The 19,767-nt window shown below is 67.9% G+C and carries 16 protein-coding genes; 6 read left to right on the forward strand and 10 right to left on the reverse strand.

What is annotated here, in order from left to right:
- Nucleotides 1-520 precede the first annotated feature (520 nt).
- From LG3211_RS00445 to LG3211_RS00465, 5 genes are all read left to right on the forward strand, one after another.
- Nucleotides 521-748, forward strand: coding sequence for a DUF2798 domain-containing protein (locus LG3211_RS00445; RefSeq protein ID WP_187313106.1), 228 nt, complete (start codon nucleotides 521-523; stop codon nucleotides 746-748).
- Nucleotides 745-1,719, forward strand: a complete 975-nt coding sequence (locus LG3211_RS00450) for an SDR family NAD(P)-dependent oxidoreductase (protein WP_083512191.1) — start codon at nucleotides 745-747, stop codon at nucleotides 1,717-1,719. Before LG3211_RS00445 ends, LG3211_RS00450 begins: the two co-directional genes overlap by 4 nt.
- Nucleotides 1,716-2,936 (forward strand): efflux RND transporter periplasmic adaptor subunit, encoded by a 1,221-nt coding sequence (locus tag LG3211_RS00455; protein ID WP_083512192.1) that lies wholly within the window; start codon nucleotides 1,716-1,718, stop codon nucleotides 2,934-2,936. The genes LG3211_RS00450 and LG3211_RS00455 overlap by 4 nt, the downstream gene beginning before the upstream one ends.
- 235 nt (nucleotides 2,937-3,171) lie before the next feature.
- The gene (locus LG3211_RS00460; protein WP_057941120.1) at nucleotides 3,172-6,342 is read left to right on the forward strand and encodes an efflux RND transporter permease subunit; all 3,171 of its coding nucleotides are present in this window, start codon (nucleotides 3,172-3,174) and stop codon (nucleotides 6,340-6,342) included.
- The gene (locus LG3211_RS00465; RefSeq protein ID WP_057941121.1) at nucleotides 6,335-7,786 is read left to right on the forward strand and encodes an efflux transporter outer membrane subunit; all 1,452 of its coding nucleotides are present in this window, start codon (nucleotides 6,335-6,337) and stop codon (nucleotides 7,784-7,786) included. Before LG3211_RS00460 ends, LG3211_RS00465 begins: the two co-directional genes overlap by 8 nt.
- A gap of 524 nt (nucleotides 7,787-8,310) precedes the next feature.
- On the opposite strand, the gene LG3211_RS00470 is transcribed toward LG3211_RS00465, so the two are convergent.
- The 10 genes from LG3211_RS00470 to LG3211_RS00515 form a co-directional block, all read right to left on the reverse strand.
- Nucleotides 8,311-9,582, reverse strand: a complete 1,272-nt coding sequence (locus LG3211_RS00470) for a clostripain-related cysteine peptidase (protein WP_083512193.1) — start codon at nucleotides 9,580-9,582, stop codon at nucleotides 8,311-8,313.
- A gap of 368 nt (nucleotides 9,583-9,950) precedes the next feature.
- Complete coding sequence (locus LG3211_RS00475; RefSeq protein WP_057941123.1) at nucleotides 9,951-10,379, reverse strand: ketosteroid isomerase-related protein; 429 nt, start codon at nucleotides 10,377-10,379, stop codon at nucleotides 9,951-9,953.
- Nucleotides 10,380-10,558: 179 nt separating this feature from the next.
- Nucleotides 10,559-11,308 carry an MHYT domain-containing protein gene (locus LG3211_RS00480; protein ID WP_083512194.1) on the reverse strand — a complete coding sequence of 250 codons (750 nt, stop codon included), beginning with the start codon at nucleotides 11,306-11,308 and terminating at the stop codon, nucleotides 10,559-10,561.
- A 145-nt stretch (nucleotides 11,309-11,453) separates the two neighbouring features.
- The gene (locus LG3211_RS00485; protein WP_057941124.1) at nucleotides 11,454-12,269 is read right to left on the reverse strand and encodes a V4R domain-containing protein; all 816 of its coding nucleotides are present in this window, start codon (nucleotides 12,267-12,269) and stop codon (nucleotides 11,454-11,456) included.
- 221 nt (nucleotides 12,270-12,490) lie between these two features.
- A complete protein-coding gene (locus LG3211_RS00490; protein ID WP_083512195.1) occupies nucleotides 12,491-13,510 on the reverse strand; it encodes a pyridoxal-phosphate dependent enzyme in 1,020 nt (339 codons plus the stop codon).
- A 287-nt stretch (nucleotides 13,511-13,797) separates the two neighbouring features.
- Nucleotides 13,798-15,048, reverse strand: a complete 1,251-nt coding sequence (locus LG3211_RS00495) for an ABC transporter permease (RefSeq protein WP_235112590.1) — start codon at nucleotides 15,046-15,048, stop codon at nucleotides 13,798-13,800.
- On the reverse strand, nucleotides 15,045-16,325 hold the full coding sequence (locus LG3211_RS00500) for an efflux RND transporter periplasmic adaptor subunit (RefSeq protein ID WP_083512196.1): 1,281 nt from the start codon (nucleotides 16,323-16,325) through the stop codon (nucleotides 15,045-15,047). Before LG3211_RS00500 ends, LG3211_RS00495 begins: the two co-directional genes overlap by 4 nt.
- Before the next feature lie 104 nt (nucleotides 16,326-16,429).
- Entirely contained in the window at nucleotides 16,430-17,395 is a 966-nt protein-coding gene (locus tag LG3211_RS00505; protein ID WP_057941125.1) for an HlyD family secretion protein, read from the reverse strand.
- Complete coding sequence (locus LG3211_RS00510) at nucleotides 17,392-18,366, reverse strand: HlyD family secretion protein (RefSeq protein ID WP_187313107.1); 975 nt, start codon at nucleotides 18,364-18,366, stop codon at nucleotides 17,392-17,394. The genes LG3211_RS00505 and LG3211_RS00510 overlap by 4 nt, the downstream gene beginning before the upstream one ends.
- Nucleotides 18,367-18,376: 10 nt before the next feature.
- The gene (locus LG3211_RS00515) at nucleotides 18,377-19,051 is read right to left on the reverse strand and encodes an ABC transporter ATP-binding protein (RefSeq protein WP_057941127.1); all 675 of its coding nucleotides are present in this window, start codon (nucleotides 19,049-19,051) and stop codon (nucleotides 18,377-18,379) included.
- A gap of 502 nt (nucleotides 19,052-19,553) precedes the next feature.
- On the opposite strand from LG3211_RS00515, the gene LG3211_RS26190 reads away from it, so the two are divergent.
- Nucleotides 19,554-19,709, forward strand: a complete 156-nt coding sequence (locus tag LG3211_RS26190; RefSeq protein WP_187313108.1) for a hypothetical protein — start codon at nucleotides 19,554-19,556, stop codon at nucleotides 19,707-19,709.
- Nucleotides 19,710-19,767 lie beyond the last annotated feature (58 nt).

The raw sequence follows: 19,767 nt of genomic DNA on the forward strand, positions 1-19,767 counted from the left end.
GAAGCGGTTGCGGTGCGATGGCGGAAGTGCGCTGAGCGAAGACGATGGATCGTGTACGTGAGCTGCGGCGGGCCGGATCGGGAAGGATTCGGATATCGCCCCGGCCTCGCGGCCGGTTCAATGCATTGCCTGATCGGTTGCGCTGCGCGATCCGTCGCGTATCGGCGGCCGCTTCCGTCCGGCCTGGGTCGTGGGTGACGGCTGTCACCGGCGTTGGCTGATCTCATCCACTGCCGGGGCGGCCGCGGAAAGCCGACAGTGGCGCCATCGTCCTGTCAGTGCGTGGAGCCCCATCTGAGGGTCCAGGACCACCCCCGCTCTATTGCGTAGGGGTCGCCCGCGAGCCGTTCAAGGGGGTCGGAGGGATATTGGACCGTTTCCGGGACAATTATTCCCTTAATCGCGGGCTAATCAAGTGCTGTTCTCATCTCTACTCTGTGCCGCATATCGACAAGAGGCCCCCGCCATGTTGAGCCCACGCCAAGCCCGATTCGCCTTTCTACCTTTAATGCTGGTGGCCATGTCCGCCCTGATCGGGCTGGCTGTGGTCGTTTTCCGCCAGGGCCTGGCCCAGGGCGCGGAAGAAGCCTGGATGCTGGCCTGGGTGCTGGCCTTCACCATCGCCCTGCCCGCGGCCATGCTGCTGATGCCGGCGGTGAGCGCTGTGCTCGCGTATTTCACCCGGGATGACAAGCGTCACGTGATCGTCCCGGTCACGGGAGAAAAAGTCCCAGGGGCGGGACAATGAAAGCCCCCTTGGTTGTACTCGGTGCCACCGGCGGCGTCGGCCGCGGGGTTGTGCAGGCCGCGATCGACAGCGGCCGCCCGGTCATCGCGGTGGCCCGTCAGGCAGGCGAACTCAAGGCGCTCAAGGCCGGCTACCCCCACGCCGATCTGACCACCGTCGCCGGTTCCGTCGCCAACGACGCCGCCGGCGCCAAGCTTGCCCGCGCCCTGCGCAAGCTCGGCCGCCCGTTCGCGGGCGTGGTCGCCGCGGTGTGCGGCAGCGCCGAACGAGGTCGCCTGCTCGACAATCCGGCCGAATTCCTGCGCCGCAAGCTCGACGAGGATCTGCTCCCCCACCTCGCCGCGGCGCGCCACCTGCTGCCGTTGCTGGCCGAACACGATCGCGGCGGCACCTACGTGCTGGTCGGCGGTCCCGGCAGCGAGCACCCCTGGGCCGGCTACGGCCACCGCTCGATCGGCGCGGCCGCGCTGCGCATGCTCGCGCGCGTGCTGCACGACGAAGCCCGCCAGCTGTCGGTGCGCGTGCAGCTGCTGGCCGTGGACACGCCGGTGTGCACCGAGTTCAACCAACGCCATTCCTGCCCCGAATGGCCCAGCGCCCTGTCGGTCGGCCAGCGCGCGATGGCGCTGATCGATCACGACATCAGCGACGAGCCGCCGCGGCCGATCGTGCCCTACGCCTCGCGCGTGGTGTCGCCCTCGGTGTTGCCGCCGCGCGTACGTGTCCCTTCGCCGCCCGCCAGCCGCAGCGATACCCGCGCGCCAGCCAGCCACACCGAGCTTCGCAGCACCGAACCGTATCCAACCACTACCAGCCTCAACACCGTTCCAAAGACGACTTCGCCCGATGCATGTGCGCAAGGTCCGGACAGCCCGTCCGATGAAAAAACGCAACGCTGCCTCCAGGACGCGCGCGCCTTGCTGAAGTCGCTGACCACCCAGAATCCCAAACAGGAACCCACCCCCCGATGAGCACCAGTCATTTCAATGTCCGTTCCGGCCGACCCGCCGTCGGACTCTCCGTGCTCGCGCTGGCCGCGAGTCTCGTCATCGCTTTGGCAGCCGTGGGCTGCGGCAGTCAGGCCGCGCCCCACGAGGGCGGCGCGCCGCCGCCGCCGGACGTCAGCGTCGCTCAGGTGCTGAGCAAGCAGGTGCGTCAGTGGGACGAGTTTACCGGTCGCGTCAGCGCGGTGGAGTCGGTCGAGCTGCGCGCCCGCGTCAGCGGCTACGTCGATCGCATCGCTTATAAGGAAGGCCAGGAGGTCAAGAAGGGCGACCTGCTGTTCGTGATTGACCAGCGCCGTTACCGCGCCGAGCTCAACCGCGCTCAGGCGCAGCTGGAACAGGCGCGCGCCGAAGCGCGCCTGGCCCAGACCCAGGACAAGCGCGCGCAGACCTTGGTCGAAGCCAAAGCGATCTCGCGCGAAGAGTTCGAAACCCGCCGCGCCGCCAGCACCGGCGGCGACGCCGCGGTGCGCGCGGCCGAAGCCGCGGTGGCCTCGGCCCAGCTCGATCTGACCTTCACCGAAGTGCGTTCGCCGATCAACGGTCGCGCCGGCCGGGCCATGGTCACCGTGGGCAATCTCGCCTCGGCCGACCAGACCATCCTGACCTCGGTGGTCTCGCAGAACCCGATGTACGTCTATTTCGAAAGCGACGAGCAGACCTACCTGCGCTACAACGAACTGGCGCGCAAGGGCGAACGCGAAGGCGACAAGAACCCGGTTCGCATCGGCCTGGCCAGCGAGACCGGCTACCCGCACAAGGGCACGGTCGATTTCACCGACAACCAGGTCGATCCGACCACCGGCACCATCCGCGCCCGCGCGGTGGTGGACAACAGCGATCGCGCCTTCACCCAGGGCCTGTTCGCGCGCGTGCAGCTGGAAGGCAGCGGCGAGTTCAAGGCCATGCTGATCGACGACAAGGCCGTGCTCACCGACCAGGACCGCAAGTACGTCTATGTGCTCGGCGACAAGAACGCCGCGGTGCGCAAGGACGTGGTGCTGGGCCGGATGATCGACGGCCTGCGCGTGATCAACTCGGGCCTGGCGCCGACCGACAAGGTCATCGTCCACGGCGTGCAGAAGGTGTTCTTCCCGGGCATGCCGGTCAATCCCAAGCCCATCGCGATGGGCGCTCCGGCGCCCGCGCCGGCGGCGCCGGGCGCGGCGGCCGGGGCTTTGTGATCGCCGCGCGCTGAGCGACATCCCGAACCTTCGAAGGGTTCCTGCCGTCATCCCCGCGAACGCGGGGATCCAGGGACTTTCGGGCGAGAGCGTTTGAAGTCTCCCGATTCCCGCGTTCGCGGGAATGACGAGCCAAGGCAAACGCGAACGCGAGGTTTCAAGCAATCAAGGCCGACCTCCCCCACGGACTCGGCCGGGGACTCATGCGGCTCAACCCCGCACCAAGGAATCCGTCATGGACTTTTCCAAGTTTTTCATCGATCGGCCGATCTTCGCTGCCGTGCTGTCGATCGTGATCTTCGCCGCCGGCCTGATCGCGATACCGATCCTGCCGATCAGCGAATATCCCGAAGTCATCCCGCCGTCGGTGATGGTGCGCACGGTGTACCCGGGCGCCAACCCGAAGGTCATCGCCGAAACCGTCGCCACGCCGCTTGAAGAAGCGATCAACGGCGTCGAGGACATGATGTACATCAAGTCGGTCGCCGGTTCCGACGGCGTGCTGGCGATCACCGTCACCTTCCGCCCGGGCACCGATCCGGACGACGCGGCGGTGCGCGTGCAGAACCGCGTCAGCCAGGCGCTGGCGCGACTGCCCGAGGATGTGCGCCGGCAAGGCGTGACCACGCAGAAGCAGTCGCCCGTCTTCTTGATGGTCGTGCATCTGACCTCGCCCAACGGTAAGTACGACACGCTGTACCTGCGCAACTACGCGCGTCTGCACGTCAAGGATCAGCTCGCGCGCCTGTCGGGCGTCGGCGATGCGCAGATCTTCGGCGGCGGCGACTACGCCATGCGCGTGTGGCTGGATCCGGACAAGGTCGCCTCGCGCGGCCTGACCGCCGGCGACGTGCTGCGCGCCATGCGCGAGCAGAACGTGCAGGTCTCGGCCGGCCAGCTCGGCGCCGAGCCGATGCCCAACAGCGAATTCCTGACCCTGATCAACGCCAAGGGCCGTCTGCAGAGCCAGGAAGAGTTCGGCAACATCGTGGTCAAGAGCGGCGCCGACGGCGAAATCGTCCGTCTGTCCGACGTCGCCCGCCTGGAACTGGGCGCCGGCGACTACAGCCTGCGTTCGCAGCTCGACGGCAAGAACGCGGTCGGCATCGGTATCTTCCAGTCGCCCGGCGCCAACGCGCTGGAGATCCAGGAACAGGTGATCGCCAACATGGATCGCCTGTCCAAGAGCTTCCCGGAAGGCATCAAGTACGAGGCGGTCTACGACACGACCATCTTCGTGCGCGATTCGATCAAGGCCGTGGTCACCACGCTGCTCGAAGCGATCTTGCTGGTGGTGCTGGTGGTGATCTTGTTCCTGCAGACCTGGCGCGCGTCGATCATTCCCCTGATCGCGGTTCCGGTGTCGATCGTGGGTACGTTCTCGGCGCTGTATCTGCTCGGTTTCTCGATCAACACCTTGAGCCTGTTCGGCCTGGTGCTGGCGATCGGCATCGTCGTGGACGACGCGATCGTGGTGGTGGAGAACGTCGAACGCAACATCGAAGAAGGCCTGAGCCCGCTGGAAGCGGCGCACCAGGCGATGAAGGAAGTGTCCGGCCCGATCGTCGCGATCGCGCTGGTGTTGTGCGCGGTGTTCGTGCCGATGGCGTTCCTGTCGGGCGTGACCGGCCAGTTCTACAAGCAGTTCGCGGTGACCATCGCCATCTCCACGGTGATCTCGGCGATCAACTCGCTGACCCTGTCGCCGGCCCTGGCCGCGCTTCTGCTCAAGCCGCACGGCGCGGCGAAGGATGCGCCGACGCGTCTGATCGACCGTCTGTTCGGCTGGCTGTTCCGTCCGTTCAACCGCTTCTTCGCCTCCAGTTCGGAGAAGTACCAGGGCGCGGTGTCGCGCACGCTGGGCAAGCGCGGCGCGGTGTTCGTGGTCTATGCCCTGCTGCTGCTGGGTACCGGTTTCATGTTCAAGCTGGTGCCGGCCGGCTTCATCCCGCTGCAGGACAAGCTGTACCTGATCGCCGCGGTGAAGTTGCCGGAAGGTTCCTCGATCGCCCGCACCGACGCGATGTTGAAGAAGGTCACCGACGTCGCCGGCAAGATCGAAGGCGTGCAGCACACCATGGCCTTCCCGGGCTTGAACGCGGTGCAGTTCACCAACACGCCCAACACCGGCGTGGCGTTCCTGCCGCTTAAGCCGTTCAGCGAGCGCAGCCGCAGCGCGGTGGAGATCACCGCCGAGCTCAATCAGAAGATCGCCGGCTTCCAGGAAGGCTTCGCCTTCGGCCTGATGCCGCCGCCGATTCTGGGTCTGGGCAACGGCGCGGGCTATCAGATGTTCATCGAAGACCGCGGCAATCTGGGTTACGGCGCGCTGCAGAACGCGGTCAGTGCGTTCCAGGGCACGGTGATGCAGACCCCGGGCATGGGCTACGCCAACTCCACCTACCAGGCCAACGTGCCGCAGCTCGACGCCGAAGTCGACCGCGTCAAGGCCAAGGCGCAGGGCGTGCCGCTGACCGAGTTGTTCGACACCCTGCAGACCTATCTGGGTTCGGCCTACGTCAACGACTTCAACCAGTTCGGCCGCACCTGGCAGGTGATCGCCCAGGCCGACGGTTCGTTCCGCGACAGCGTCGAGGACATCGGCAACCTGCGTACCCGTAACGACCGCGGCGAGATGGTGCCGATCGGTTCGATGGTCAGCATCAAGCAGACCTTCGGTCCCGACCCGGTGCTGCGCTACAACGGCTATCCGGCCGCCGACATCGCCGGCGACGTCGATCCGCGCGTGATGTCCTCGGCCCAGGCCATGGACGTGGTGCGGGACGTGACCGCCAAGGTGTTGCCGCACGGCATGGAAATCGAATGGACCGACCTGAGCTATCAGCAGGACAGCCAGGGCAATGCCGCGTTGATCGTGTTCCCGCTCGCCATCCTGCTCGCGTTCCTGGTGCTGGCCGCGCTGTACGAAAGCTGGACCCTGCCGCTGGCGGTGATCCTGATCGTGCCGATGTGCATGCTGTCGGCGTTGCTCGGCGTGTGGTTGACCGGAGGCGACAACAACGTGTTCGTGCAGGTAGGCCTGGTGGTGTTGATGGGCCTGGCGTGCAAGAACGCGATCCTGATCGTCGAATTCGCCCGCGAACTGGAACTGCAGGGCAAGGGCATCGTCGAGGCCGCGCTGGAATCGTGCCGCCTGCGTCTGCGTCCGATCGTGATGACCTCCATCGCCTTCATCGCCGGCACCGTTCCGCTGGTGCTGTCGCATGGCGCCGGCGCGGAAATCCGCTCGGTCACCGGCATCACCGTGTTCGCCGGCATGTTGGGCGTGACCTTGTTCGGTCTGTTCCTGACCCCGGTGTTCTACGTCGCTCTGCGCAAGATGGCCGGCAACAAGCTGGTCTCGCACGGCGACCATCACAACGCTACGGAGAAAGTCCATGCGTAATCTGAAATTTCCCGCGATCGCCGTGCTGACGCTCGCGCTGGCCGCCTGCGCCGTCGGTCCGGACTATGTCCGGCCGACCCTGTCCACGCCGGACAAGTTCGCCCGCGGCGATGCGCAAGCGGCCACCGACGGCACCGTCGCGCCCGAACCCGACGCCGAGTTCTGGCGCGGCTTCAACGACCCGCTGCTGACGCGGCTGGTCGAGGAATCGCTGTCGGCCAATCACGATCTGCGTATCGCCCTGTCCAACTACGATCGCGCCAACGCTCTGTTGCGCGGCGCCAAGTTCGACCGCTTCCCGACCATCACCGGCAGCGCCAGCGGCAGCGACACGCGTTCGAGCTCCGACCAGATGCCGGGCGCGTCGAACTCGGCGCGCGATAACGAGAGCTACAGCGCGCAGGCCAACGTGAGCTGGGAACTGGACGTGTTCGGCCGGGTGCGCCGCAACATCGAATCCCAGCGCGCCGACGCCTGGGCCAGCGCCGCCGATCTGCAGGCGATGCAGGTGTCGATCGTCGGCGAAGTGGCGCGCAGCTATGTCGAGTTGCGCGGCCTGCAGGAACGTCTGCGGGTCGCGCGCGAAAACGCCGAGAACCAGACCGAGACCCTGCGCCTGGTGCAGGCGCGCTTCGACGCCGGACGCGGCACCGAGTTCGATACTTCGCGCGCGCGCGCTCAACTCGAAGCCACCTTGGCGCGGGTGCCGAACCTGGAAGCCCAGGTCGCGATCACCGAGCACCGTCTGGCGGTGTTGACCGGGCAGACGCCGGACGCGCTGATCGCCGAGCTGGATCAGGCCGGCGCGTTGCCGGCGCTGCCGCAACGTCTCGACGCCGGCACGCCGGGCGAACTGCTGCGCCGCCGTCCCGACGTCGCCGCGGCCGAACACCGGTTGCACGCGGCGACCGCGCGCATCGGCGTGGCCACCGCCGATCTGTTCCCGCGCTTCACCCTGAGCGGGCTGATCGGTTCGCAGGCCATAGACACGTCCGCCTTGTTCGAACGCGCCAGCGAAACCCGCCTGGTCGCGCTGGGCATCGACTGGTCGTTCCTGGACATCGGCCGCGTGCGTTCGCGCATCAAGGCCGCCGACGCGACCGCCGAAGGCGAGCTGGCGCGCTATCAGCAAAGCGTGCTGCTGGCGCTGGAAGATACCGAGAACGCCCTGGTGCGCTATGCGCGCGCCCGCGTCGAGGACCAGCACCTGGAGCGCGCCGCGCAGGACAGCCTGAAGGCCGCCAAGCTCGCCCGCGTGCGCTACGAGGCCGGCGCCGCCGACCTGTTCGAAGTGCTCGATGCCGAACGCACGCAGCTGCAGGCGCAGGACGCCTTCGCCGATGGCCGCACCCGCAGCGTCACCGGCGCGATCTCGCTGTACAAGGCGATGGCCGGCGGCTGGCCGGGCCGCGAGCCGGTGCGCGAAGGCGTGGCGCGCAATTGATGTAGCCGGGACCGGGATTCGGGATTTGGGATTCGCAGAAAGCGCGGGCTCGCCTTCGTCGCTTTCGCCGATTCCCAATTCCGGGTTCCGCACCCGACCGTTCCCCCTTGACCGACGACCCCCAGGCACGGCGACGCCCCCTCCCCCTCTCTTTCGCCGTGTCCTGTCGTCGGTCTTTTTATTTGGGCCGAGATTCGGGATTAGGGATTTGTGATTGGTAAAAGCAGCGATTAACGCCGGCTTTTGCATCGCCAATCCCGTATCACCAATCCCGGCCCCCAAGGCTCCGACGGGCCGGTCGCGGCGCCACCGCGGCGCGGCACTGGGTTCGGCCACCTGCGGACGGACGGCTGCGCGACCTGGTAGCGCGCAACCGCCGCAGGCGCCGCGGCCGCCTCGTCGGTCTTCCGCGTCGTCCGTCGCACGCAAGCGGCGACATGCGCGCCGCATTGCTGCGGCGATTCAACCTTGCCGGCGGCGGAAGCGAGATAACGCTTCCGCCGCCGGGACTGCCTTCGCTGCGATCAGTCGGTCGGCGCCGAGAACACGGTCTTCAGGAAGCCCGGCCAGGCCGATTCGCGCACGTAGCTGATCGGCCGGTCGGTGTTGCTGACCTTGTAGCCGTCGCTGGACGTGTCGGAGTTGAATTCCTTCGCGCTCTGCGGGAAGAACACGGCCAGGCCGGTGTCGCCCTTGTAGCGGCCGCCGATGTTGTTGCCGCTGCTGTAGTTGGCCTTGACCGCCAGCGCCAACGCGGCTTGCGCGTCGCCGATCGCGGCCTTGCTGTCGGCGTCGATCGCCTTGGTCTTGAGCAGGCTCAGCCAGCCGCCGATGTCCACCCCCAGCGACCCGTCGTAAGGCGTCATGCCCGTGCGCGCGCTACGCGCGGCCTGTCGCTCGGTGCTGGTGGTCAGGCTTTCGGCGACCGAATCGAGCGCGTCGGCGACCAGGCCGGCCTTGCTCAGATCGATCGACGACAGCGTGGTATGGCCGCTGGGATTGTTGGTGTAGTAGTCGCGGTAGCTGTCGACGACGAACCGGCCCAGGGACTGGGCCCCGGTGGTAGCCGGCTGCGCGCTGAGCTTGGCGAGGAAGCCGTAGTCCCAACCTTCGCCCGGCTCGAGTTCCTCGCTGCCGACCAGGAAGTCGGCGCGGTTGCGCAACTCGTAGGCCGGCTCGATCATCGCCATCAGGCAGGCATCGAAGGAGACGATATCGAGCTTCTTGTCGCCCAGCGCGGTCTTGATCGCGGCGGCCACGTCGGCGTTGTAGAGCGCGTTGCCGGTTTGGTCGTCGAAGGACACCGAGCGATGGGTGGATTTCTGGCTCGGCGCGGCGCGGAAGCCCTGGCCGTGGTTCCAGATCACCAGCATGGTGCGCTTGGCCGGATACTTTTCGGTCCCCCACTTGATGAACTCGGCCAGCGTGTCCTTATCGCCCATGTCGGTGTTCAACTTGGCCCGGCCCAGGTCCATCAACGCGCCGGCGGCGGTCGGCTTGTCGCCCTTCTTGACGCGGTAGCGCTTGACCCCGGTCCAGTTGCCGTTGCCGGTGTAGTAGCCGTCGATGCGGCCGTATTCGACCAGGATGTTGACCTTGTCGGAGCTGCCGACCTTGGCCATCTGGTCCCAGTTGTGGACGGTGTACTGTTCCAGATTGTTCTTGCCGTTCATGAACACCAGCACGTTCCACTCGGCTTGGGTGGCCTTCGCGCCGCTGGGAATTTTCCCGGCGATCGCCGCTCCGCAGCACGCGAACAGTGCCGTGGCGAGTAATGCTCTACCTAAGGATTTCATCGGTTCGTTTTCCTGAAATGGAGAAGAAAGGCCGCGCGCACGGCGCGCTTCGTTCACGCGGCGAATAGCGAACAAGCATTCGCTGTAGATAGAAGCGCAAGCAGGCCCATCGACCCCCCTCGCAGTGGCGAGGATTGCGAGCCGATAACTGTGACGTCTATTGGGTAACGCGACACCGATGGCCGCGATGCGGCGCGGACGCGGACATGCGGCGAAGCCGTCGCATGCGGCACGGTGAATTGCAGGCAAACCCGCGATGCATATGCGCGGTGCGCTATCGCATATCGCCGAGGCCGATGCTCCACATCGCAGCTATGTTGCGCGTGCCCAGGCTCATGGTGAAGCAGCGCATCGGCGACAGCGCGGGGTCAACCGCCGACCTGGGCGACCCAGTGATCGAGGTTGTAGTAGTTGGTCACCCGCTCGATCTTGCCCTCGCGGATTTCGAAGAACGCGCCGCCCGGCAGCACATAGCGCTGGCCGCGCGCTTCGGGCAGGCCGGGATCGGTCAGCAGATACTCGCCGTGGACCACATACTCCGCCGCCGCGCGGACGCCGTCGGGCGACACCATCACCACGATATCGCGCAGCTGCTCGCGGTAATGCCGCGCCATGCGCTCGATGAACGCGGCGAAGGCCTCGCGGCCGGATTCGCGCGCGCCCTGGTTGAGATCGTGCACGACGCCCTCGCCGAGGGTGGCGAGCATGCCGGCCCAGTCGCCGCGATTGAAGGCGGCGTAATAGGACAGCACCACTTCGGTGGCGCGGTCGTGCAGACGGGTGCCGTCGATCTTCATGAGCGATCCTGCGGGTAGGGCGGGGCAGGCGCATCATGGCGCATTCGGGCCTAATCGAGGAACCGCCGGCGGCGCGGTTCGCCGCCGTTCGGCGCCAAAGCGAAGGGCCCGCGTTTGGCGGGCCCTTCTCGTGTACCGCAGCGATGTCCGCCGCGCCGTTCAGACGGCGCGGAGCGGACTCAGATCCGCACCATCGCGCGCTGACGCTGGCGCAGCAGGCTGATCGTGAGCACCGCCGCCAGCAGCGCGGTGGTGACCACGAAGATGCCCACGCCCAGGTAGCCGCCGCTGACGCCGCCGGCGGTGGCCGCGCTGCCGGCCTGGTTCGGCACGAAGCTGGCCGCGAGCATGCCGGTGTAGTGCATGCCGCACACGGCCACGCCCATCACCAGCGCGCTGCCGAGCATCTGGCCCCAGCCGCGCAGGTTGAAGGCCAGCCACAGGGCGACGATGGAGGCGACGATCGCGATCGCCGCCGAAGCCATCACCAGCGTGCTGTCGTAGACGGTGTCGGCCGGCATCAGCATCGCGGCCATGCCGGCGTAGTGCATGCCGGTCACGCCCAGGCCCATCAGCACGCCGCCGATGATGAGCTTGCCCCAGTTGAATACGCCGGTGCCGGCGATGCCCAGTCCGGCCATGCACGAAACCACCGCGACCACCGCCGAGCCCAGCGTGATCGGCAGGTCGTAGGTGACCTCCACGTTCATGCGGCAGGCGAGCATGGCGATGAAGTGCATGGCCCAGATCGCGCCGCCGCCCATCGCGATGCCGGCCGCGGTGACCGCGCGCCATCGCGCCGGGCCGCTCGCGTTGGGAATCGCGATCGCCAGCTGCAGCGCGGTGAACGAGCCCAGTACCGACACTACGTAGGAGAGGATGACCAGCAATGGGTCATGGATGCATTGGATGGCGTGATCGAGCGGCATGGCGAACCCCCTGAGGTGGATGGGTTGAGCTGCAATGAATCGCCGCGGCGCCGTCCCGCGCCGTTGCGATAAAGCACGTCGGCGCATGCCCGGCGTGCCATGCGCCACGGCGGTCCTTGACCGTGGCGGTCGACCGGCGAACCGGTCAGCTTTCGAATTCGAACCGGCACGTCTCCGCGCCGGTGTTGCGGCATTGGCTTTCCACGACGTGCACGTGGGCGCCGTGCTGGCCTTCCAGCAGCCCGCCGAGCATGCCGCGCAGGAAATGGCAGCATTCGCCGCTCTCGCCGCGATGGCAGAAAGGGCTGTTGCGGACCTTGAGCACGTCCTCGTGCAGTTCGGCCTGGACCAGCTGGCGCATCGCCGGCAGGGCGATGCGGCGCACCGAGTCGGCCAGCGGCAGCTGTCCGCCGAGGGCGAAATCGCGTTTGTAGACCCAGGCGCCGACGCGCTGGCCGATGTAGCGCAAGGTCGCCTCGCGCTGCGCCGGCGGCAGTTCGCGTTCCAGCGCGACCAGCTGCAGCAGGATGTTGGGGTAGTTGCGCGCCAACTGGGGTAGTAGCGTTTCCACGCGCTGCGTATCAATAGGCGCAGCCGCGTGCCCCCCCGCCGCACCCGCCGGCGCGACCGGCGCAGCAGCCGCGGACGTCTGTCCCGCGTGACCATTGCCATTGCCGTTGTTGCGCGCGACCGGAGCCGGCGCGGCCGCCGGCGCGCTCGGCGCGGGCTCGTACGGCGAAGCCTCGAAGCTCTGCACCAGATGATGCGTGCCCAGCTTCTCTTCGAGCATCAGCAAGGCATCGGCCGGACCCCGCACGACCATGACCAGCACCACGCCTTCATCGCTGTTGAGCATGCGCTGGCGCAGCAGGGTGAATCCGTTCGCGATGACCACCTGCCCCAAGGCGAGCAAGAGGCCGTCGCGGCGGTCGGACACCACGCGAAACTCGACATCCACCATGTAGTACTCCCCTGGCCTGTGCGCAGGTCCGTCTGTTCCGACTCATTACGAGCGCGGCCATGACCAAGGGACTGGCGCGCGATGGCGCAGCGTGCCAGTTGCGTTAACAAAAAACGCAAACGAAGATCACAGAAAAGCCCGTTTTTTACGCAGTTTATGCGGCTAACACTGCGTGTCGAAGAACCGACCGCATAACAAACGCAAAGCGTGTCGGAAACCGGTCAAAGCGTTTGCGGCGCGAACCATTGCGCCGCCAGATCCAGATCGACGTTGCCGCCGGACACGATCAGGCCGACGCGACGGCCCGCGAACAACGCCGGATAGGCCAGCACCACCGCCAGCGGCACCGCGCCGGACGGCTCGACCACCAGCTTCATGCGCTCCCAGATCAAGCGCATGGCGGCGATGACCTGGCGATCATCGACCAGGCAGATGTCGCGCAGGTGTGAGCGAAGGATAGGAAAGGTGAGCGTGCCCAGTTCCGCGCGCAGGCCGTCGCAGACGGTGTCGGTCTTGCGGCCGGTGATGCGGCGGCCTTCGAGCAGCGAATCGTGGGCGTCGCGGGCGCCCTCGGGCTCGGCGCCGTAGACGGCGATGGACGGATCGTGGCCGTGCGCGGCGATCGCGGTGCCCGACAGCAGTCCGCCGCCGCTGACCGGCGCGATCACGGTGTCCAGTTGCGGCGCGCTGGCCAGGAGCTCCAGCGTGGCCGTGCCTTGGCCGGCGATCACGCGCGGATCGTTGAACGGATGCACCAGCACGCCGCCGGTGCGCGCCAGCACCTGAGCGGTGGCGGCGTCGCGCGCGGACTGCTCGGGTTCGCAATGGACGATGTCGGCGCCGTAGGCGCGGATCGCGGCGAGCTTGACTTTGGGGGTGTTGTGCGGCGCGACCACGGTGGCGCGGCCGCCGCGCAGGCGCGCGGCCAGGGCGATGGCGCCGCCGTGGTTGCCCGAGCTCTGGGTGACGATGCCGCGCGCGACTTCCTCGTCGCTGAGCGAGAACACCGCATTGCAGGCGCCGCGGAACTTGAACGCGCCGCCGCGTTGCAGGTTCTCGCATTTGAAGTGCAGCTCGCAGCCGGCGGCTTCGTCGATCACGCGCGAGCGCATGACCGGCGTGGCATGCGCATGCGGGGCGATGCGCGCGGCCGCGGCGAGGATATCGGAATAGGTCGGCGCGGCCGGATCGGCGACGGCGGAGGCGGGCTCGATGCCTTGCGGAGCGGAGAGATTGTTCATGGACCAAGCGTAGCGCAGGCGTGTGGAAGGTGGGGTGCGCGGCGTGGCGGAAAGGTGGACCGGTGTCCGCGGGGATGGGGCGCGATGCATCGTCCGCACCGGACAAGCGCGTCAATGCGCCCCCTTTGAAAAAGGGGGCGAGCGCCCGGCGAAGGTATGGTTGCTGTGCTTGGCTACAGGCGCGGGGGATTTGCTCCGCCGTGCTTTAAAGCAAAAGCAAATCCCCCCTAACCCCCCTTTTTCAAAGGGGGGAACTGCATCGACAAAGGGAGGGGGCCGCATTGTCCTCAGTCGTGGCGCAGCGCCGCGATCGGGTCCAGCCTGGCCGCCTGCCGCGCCGGATACACACCGAAGCCCAAGCCCACCGCGGCGCAGAACAGCGCCGACAGCAACACCGGGATCGGCGCCCACGCCACCTGCCAGCCGGCGAAGGCGGCGATCAGATACGCCAGCGCGACCCCGAACAACAATCCCAGCGCCGCGCCCGACACGCAGATCACCGTCGCCTCGCGCAGGAACTGCGCGATCACGTCGCGCCGCCGCGCGCCCAGCGCGCGCAGCAGGCCGATCTCGCGCCGCCGCTCCAGCACGTTGGCGAGCATGATGTTCATGATGCCGATGCCGCCCACCAACAGGCTCACGCCGGCGATCGCGCCCATCACCACGCGGAACATGCGCTGCGTCTTCTGATGCTGCTGGAACAATTGCTGCGGCACCACCAGGCGGAAGTCGGACATGCCGGCGTGGCGCTGATTGAGCACGGTCGACAGCACCCGCGCGCCGGCGGCCAGTTGCGAAGGATCGCGCAAGCGCAGCACGAAGCGATCGACCTCGTCCTCCTGCGGCTGGAACTTGAATCGTGCCCGCGCGCTGGCCAGCGGCACGTACACGCGGTTGCTCTCCAGCCCCAACTGCACGCCTTCGAACTGATCTTTGCTCAAGTCGCGATCGGCCAGCACACCGACCACTTGCAGCCACACGTGATTGACCTTCAGGTCCTGGCCGATGGGATCAACGCCCGGAAACAGATCCGCCGCCGCCTGATGGCCCAGCACCGCCACCGCGGCCAGGGCGCGATCGTCGGCGTCGGTCAAGGCGCGGCCCTTGGCGATGCGCAGCGACGACAAGTCGAAGTAATCCGGGCTCACGCCGCTGGCCTGGGCGTCGCTGCGGCCGGCGTCGCTGAAGACCGAATGGGTGCGGATGGGTTTCTCCGCGGCGTAGCGCTGCGCGCCGGGCACCACCGCGAGCGCGGCGTCGGCGTCGGCCAGGCTCAGGCCCAGGCTGCGCGCGCGGGTTTCGCGCAGGCTGTTTTCGTCCTGCGGCTTGGCCTCGGCGATCAGATTGTTGAGGCCCAGGCTTTCCACCAGGCGCAGCGCTTCGCGCCGGCTGCCTTCGCCGACCGCCTGCATCGCCACGATCGCGCCGACGCCGAAGATCATGCCGAGCAAGGTCAGCAGGGTACGCAGACGCCGCCGCCACAGTTCCTCGACCGCTTCGCGCCAGATCGGCGGCAGCCAATGCAGGGCACGGCTCACGGTCGCGCCGCCGGGGTCGCGCGCGCGGCCGGCTTGCTCGCGCCGGCATCGTTGCCCGAGGGTTCTTTCGGTGGCGCCGCGGTTTCGATCGCGCCGGCCTCGGCCAGCAAGACTTCATCGCCGGCGCGCAGGCCCGACAGCACCTGCGAGCGCGCCGGCCCGCGCACGCCCAGCTTGATCTCGCGGCGCAGGAAATCGCCGCCGTCGCGCACGCGCACGTAGTCGCGGCCGTCGTCGCTGTCGATCGCCACGTTGGCCACGCTCAAGGCGCGCGCGTCGAACAAAATCACCCGCGCCTGCAGCCGTTGCCCCGGCACCAGTTTGTAGCGCGCGATCGCCTCGGCCGGAATCGGCGCCTTCATGCTCAGATACTTCACCGGGCTTTCCTGGCTGCGCACCTTGGCCGCGCTGGCGACCCAGGACAGTTTGCTGAGAATCTTCTGCTCGGGCCGGCCGACCGGAAACATCTCCACGGCGTTGCCGACATGGATGCCTTGCGCTTCGATCTGCGGCAGGCTCAGATCCAGCTCCATCGCCGAGGCGTCGGGCAGGCTGCCGTAGTCGAAGCCCGCGCGCAGCGTCGCGCCGATATTGGGTTTTTCGCCGGACCAGTTGCTCGTCAGCATCAGCACGCCGTCGTTGGGCGCGCGCAGCTCCAGCGCGTCCAGGTCGGCCTGGCGGGTCTTGGCGGCGATGTCGAAGGTCGCGCGCTGCGCGTCGAGCACCGCCAGTTCCGCGCCGCCGCGCGCGCCGGACTGGCCGCGCTGCCATTGCAGGGTCTCGCGTTTCTCGGTCAGAAAGCGCCGGTCCTGCACGGCGTCGAGCACTTCGTTGCGCGCCATCGTGCTCAGGTCGGCGCTGGCGTAGCGGTCGGCGATGCCCAGCTGCACCGCGACCTGGGCCAGATCGACCGCGACCTTGCTCTGCGCGGTTTCCAGATCGCCCTGCTTGGCCGCGCGCGCGAGCAGATTGCGCTGCACGTCGATCAGGGTCTGGGCGAGTTCCTGCTTGCCTTGTTCGGCCGAGAAGCGCGCGATCAGGTCGCCTTTCTTGACCGCGCTGCCTTCGGGCAGCATCCACTCGACCTGACGCGCCGCCCAGTTGCGGCCGGGCACGTTCAGCGGCGTGGACTTGGCCGATTTGAGTTCGCCCTCGCCGCGCACGCTCAGTTGCAGCGGCGCCTGCGTCAGGGTTTCGGTCGCCGCGGGGGCGATGTCGCCGGCGCAGCCGCTCAGCCACAGCGCGGGGAGGAGCCAACCGAAGAGGCCGATAACCACCGCCTGCGCACTCCCAAGACCGCGACACCCCATCGCGCGCAATCCGCATCGATCGCCGCGAGAACCTGCGCGCAGCGCCGCAATCCGCCCACCCAGCGCCGCCCTCATCGCGCCACACCCTTCGCCGCCACCGGCGCCGCGATCTCCACCCGCACCGCCTGCCCCGGTCGCAGCGGCGCGCGCGGATCGTCGAGCTGCACGTCCAGATCCAGCACCGGCACCGGCTGCACCTGCGACTTGCTGCGCACCGCGCGGCCGACCGAGGCGATATGCCCGCGCAGCACGCTGCCGGCGCCGCCTTCCACGACGATGCGCACCGGCGCGCCGACGCTGACTTTCTGCAGATCGCGCTCGGGCAATTCGGCGCGCACCGCCAGCGTGCTCATGTCGGGAATCTCCGCCACGGTCTGGCCGACCCAGACTTGCGAGCCCACGTCGTATTTCTCGCCTTCGAAATTACTGCGATGCATCATCAGGCCGTCGCGCGGCGCGATCACGTTCAAGGCGCCCAGCGAGCGCTGCAGACGATCGACGTCGGCCTGCAGTTGCGCGCGTTCGGCCGCGAGCAGGCGGCGTTCCTGCCGGCGCTGCTCGGCCGACAATGTTTCGCGCCGCTGCGCCAGCGCCATCTTGCGTTCCATCTGCGCGCGCGCGACCACCAGCTTGCGGTACTCGATGCCGGCGATCAGCTCGGCCGGCTGCTGGGTCTTGCGCTGAGCTTTATCCAGAGCCGCCTGCGCCTCGGAGGTGGCCAGGCGCTCGCTGCGTTGGCGTTCGGCCAGCTCCAGGTCGAGTTTTTCCAGCTCGCTGTGTTTTTCCTTGAGCTGGCTTTGCTTCTCGGTGAGCTGCTTGATCACGTCGCTGCTGTCGAAGCTGATCACCTGCTGGCCGCGCTTGACCGGCGCGCCGTCGGTGGCGAGCTGGGTGATGTTGAACTGCCACATGCGCTCCACGCTCGGCGGCATCAGCGCCGAAGTGCGCCGCGCATAGACCTCGCCGTCCACGCGCAGCGGCGCGGCCGCGGCCGGCAGGCTCGATGCCAGCAACAACGCCGCCCACAGGCGCTTCATCGCTGCGCTCCGGCGCTGGGCGCGGCGCTGGCGGCGGTCACCCGCACGCTCATGCCCGGCAACAGCGGCAGTCCGTGCCTGGGCGGCAGATCGATGTCGATGGTGAAGTAACGGCCTTCGCCCCATTCGGATTTGCGGTCCGGCGCGCCGGCGATCGCGCGGATCGTCGCTTGCAGGCGCTGGCGCGGCAGGGCGTCGAAACTCAGCTGCACGCGCTGGCCGACCCGCAGGCCGCGCCGGTCCGGTTCCAGCGCCCAGGCGCGCACCTGCATGCCGCCGCCGCTGCCGACCACTTCGCCGGCGCGACTGCCAGGCATGGTCGAGCTGCCTTCGTCGATGCGTCCGCCGATCCAGTTGTTGTTGAATCCGTGCAGGACCACGCCGTCGCGTTCGGCGCGCACTTCCGACTGACGCAGCAGCGCGGCGTAGTAATCGCGCTGGATGACCAGCTTGTCCACTTCCAGTTGGCCGTCGCTGCGGCGCCGCGCGACCGCAGCGCGGGCGGTGTCGAGCAGTTCGTGCTTGAGCCGGTTTTCGCGCGTGGTCTTGTCCAGATCGCCCTGATGGCGGTCGTAGTCCAGTTGCGAGATCAGCGTGCGCGGAATCGCCGCCTCGATCTTGGCCGTGGCCAGCGCGGCTTCGGCTTCGGCCACCGCGACTTCGGCATCGACCGCCTTGACCTCGAGTTCGGCCAGTTCCTTCGCCGCCTTGGCCCGCGCCTGCTCGATCTTGGCTTCGAGTTCGGGGATCTGCGTGCCGGCCTGGCCCGGATCGATGCGCAGCACCACCTCGCCGGCCTTGACCGACTGGCCTTCGGGCACGAAATAGCGGATCGCCACCGGCGCGCTGTTGGATTGCGGCGTATAGATCACCTGCGCGCCGACCGAGCGCACCTCGCCGGTCAGCACCGCGGCGCAGGCCGCGCCCGCGAGCGAGGACAGCGCCGCGCCGACGACGAGGGATGCGCGCACGCGCATGCGCTCAGGCCGCCGAGTCATGCTCGACCTTGCCGTCGTGCAGGCGCACCTCGCGCGGCGCGCGCGCGGCGAGGTCGCGGTCGTGGGTCACCAGCACCACGGTCTGGCCGCCGCTGTGGACTTCGCCGATCAGATCGAGCACGTCGGTCGCGCTCTTGGAATCCAGGTTGCCGGTAGGCTCGTCGGCCAGCAGCAGCGCCGGCCGCAGCAACAGGGCGCGGGCGATCGCCGCGCGTTGTTGCTGGCCGCCCGACAACTCGCTGGGGCGGTGGCCGCTGCGATCGCCCAGGCCGACGCGGCCGAGCAGTTCGTGCGCATGCGCGTGCGCGTCCGCCGGCGGTTCGCGATGGAAGCGCAGCGGCAGCAGCACGTTCTCCAGCACGCTCAGCCGCGGCAGCAGATGGAAGCTTTGGAAGACGAAGCCGATGCGACGGTTGCGGATGTCGCTGGCGGCCTCGTCGTCGAATTCGGCCACGTCGCGGCCTTCGATCAGATAGCGCCCGCGAGTGGGGCGGTCCAGGCAGCCGAGGATATTGAGCAGGCTGGATTTACCCGAGCCCGATGCGCCGGTGATGGCCACGAACTCGCCGGCGGCGATCTTCAGATCCACTCCGGCCAATGCGTTCACCGCCTGCCCATTCATCTCGTAGCGACGATGGACCGCATCCAATTCGATCATCGAAAACCAGGCCAGAATTCAAGGAAAGCACCGCGACGGGCCCAGGCGGCGGCCGTCGAACCATCATCGAGGATAGTGACCGCGCAAGCCGCGCGCAGGTTCCCGGCCCGACGCGCTGGAGACGCCGAACCCGACCGCGCGCGTGAGTCGCGCAAGCCTTCCGCCGCGCCCGTCGCCCTGCGCGGTTTAGCTTACCGCGCCGCCGTCGCGCTCATTGAGCGGCGACATAGCGCAAACGTCTTGCACCCGGCGAACTGTGAACCCGTGCCGCAATTGCGAGGTCAGTCATCGTTAGTTTAGGTATTGCGCTGATCGAAGGTTTTGCTGCACGGTGCCTGGCGAGGAATCGGCTGGCGGAGCCTTCAGAGCTTCCGGTTCGCGCGGACGGGATTGTCCGCGGTCGGGACCATCAGGAAAGCCGGCGTTATGTCCGTCGCCGCGCTGTGCGCGACCGGACCTATTCAGTACGACTCACCCGAGACCCACAACAGGGGATTCCGCCATGTTCCGCAAATTTTCGCTCTGCCTTTCCATCGGTCTGGTCGTCCTGCTCACCGGCTGCGATCCGCCGCCGGCGCTCGACGGCGTCACCAAGGCGCCGGTGCACATCGACCTGAAGGCCGATACGCCCGCCGTGCCGGGCGAAACCCAGGCCTGAACCGTATAGGCGATGCCGGGCCGAGTTAAGCCCGAGTTCAACGCATCAGGCAGACTCT

It is taken from the genome of Lysobacter gummosus (assembly GCF_001442805.1).
In the GTDB taxonomy this organism is placed as follows: domain Bacteria; phylum Pseudomonadota; class Gammaproteobacteria; order Xanthomonadales; family Xanthomonadaceae; genus Lysobacter; species Lysobacter gummosus.

Bases quoted from the DNA above. Each gene is read 5' to 3' on its own strand.
- LG3211_RS00445 (WP_187313106.1), top strand. From the start codon at position 521: ATGTCCGCCCTGATCGGGCTGGCTGTGGTCGTTTTCCGCCAGGGCCTG.
- LG3211_RS00450 (WP_083512191.1), top strand. From the start codon at position 745: ATGAAAGCCCCCTTGGTTGTACTCGGTGCCACCGGCGGCGTCGGCCGC.
- LG3211_RS00455 (WP_083512192.1), top strand. From the start codon at position 1,716: ATGAGCACCAGTCATTTCAATGTCCGTTCCGGCCGACCCGCCGTCGGA.
- LG3211_RS00460 (WP_057941120.1), top strand. From the start codon at position 3,172: ATGGACTTTTCCAAGTTTTTCATCGATCGGCCGATCTTCGCTGCCGTG.
- LG3211_RS00465 (WP_057941121.1), top strand. From the start codon at position 6,335: ATGCGTAATCTGAAATTTCCCGCGATCGCCGTGCTGACGCTCGCGCTG.
- LG3211_RS00470 (WP_083512193.1), bottom strand. From the start codon at position 9,582: ATGAAATCCTTAGGTAGAGCATTACTCGCCACGGCACTGTTCGCGTGC.
- LG3211_RS00475 (WP_057941123.1), bottom strand. From the start codon at position 10,379: ATGAAGATCGACGGCACCCGTCTGCACGACCGCGCCACCGAAGTGGTG.
- LG3211_RS00480 (WP_083512194.1), bottom strand. From the start codon at position 11,308: ATGCCGCTCGATCACGCCATCCAATGCATCCATGACCCATTGCTGGTC.
- LG3211_RS00485 (WP_057941124.1), bottom strand. From the start codon at position 12,269: ATGGTGGATGTCGAGTTTCGCGTGGTGTCCGACCGCCGCGACGGCCTC.
- LG3211_RS00490 (WP_083512195.1), bottom strand. From the start codon at position 13,510: ATGAACAATCTCTCCGCTCCGCAAGGCATCGAGCCCGCCTCCGCCGTC.
- LG3211_RS00505 (WP_057941125.1), bottom strand. From the start codon at position 17,395: ATGAAGCGCCTGTGGGCGGCGTTGTTGCTGGCATCGAGCCTGCCGGCC.
- LG3211_RS00515 (WP_057941127.1), bottom strand. From the start codon at position 19,051: ATGATCGAATTGGATGCGGTCCATCGTCGCTACGAGATGAATGGGCAG.
- LG3211_RS26190 (WP_187313108.1), top strand. From the start codon at position 19,554: ATGTTCCGCAAATTTTCGCTCTGCCTTTCCATCGGTCTGGTCGTCCTG.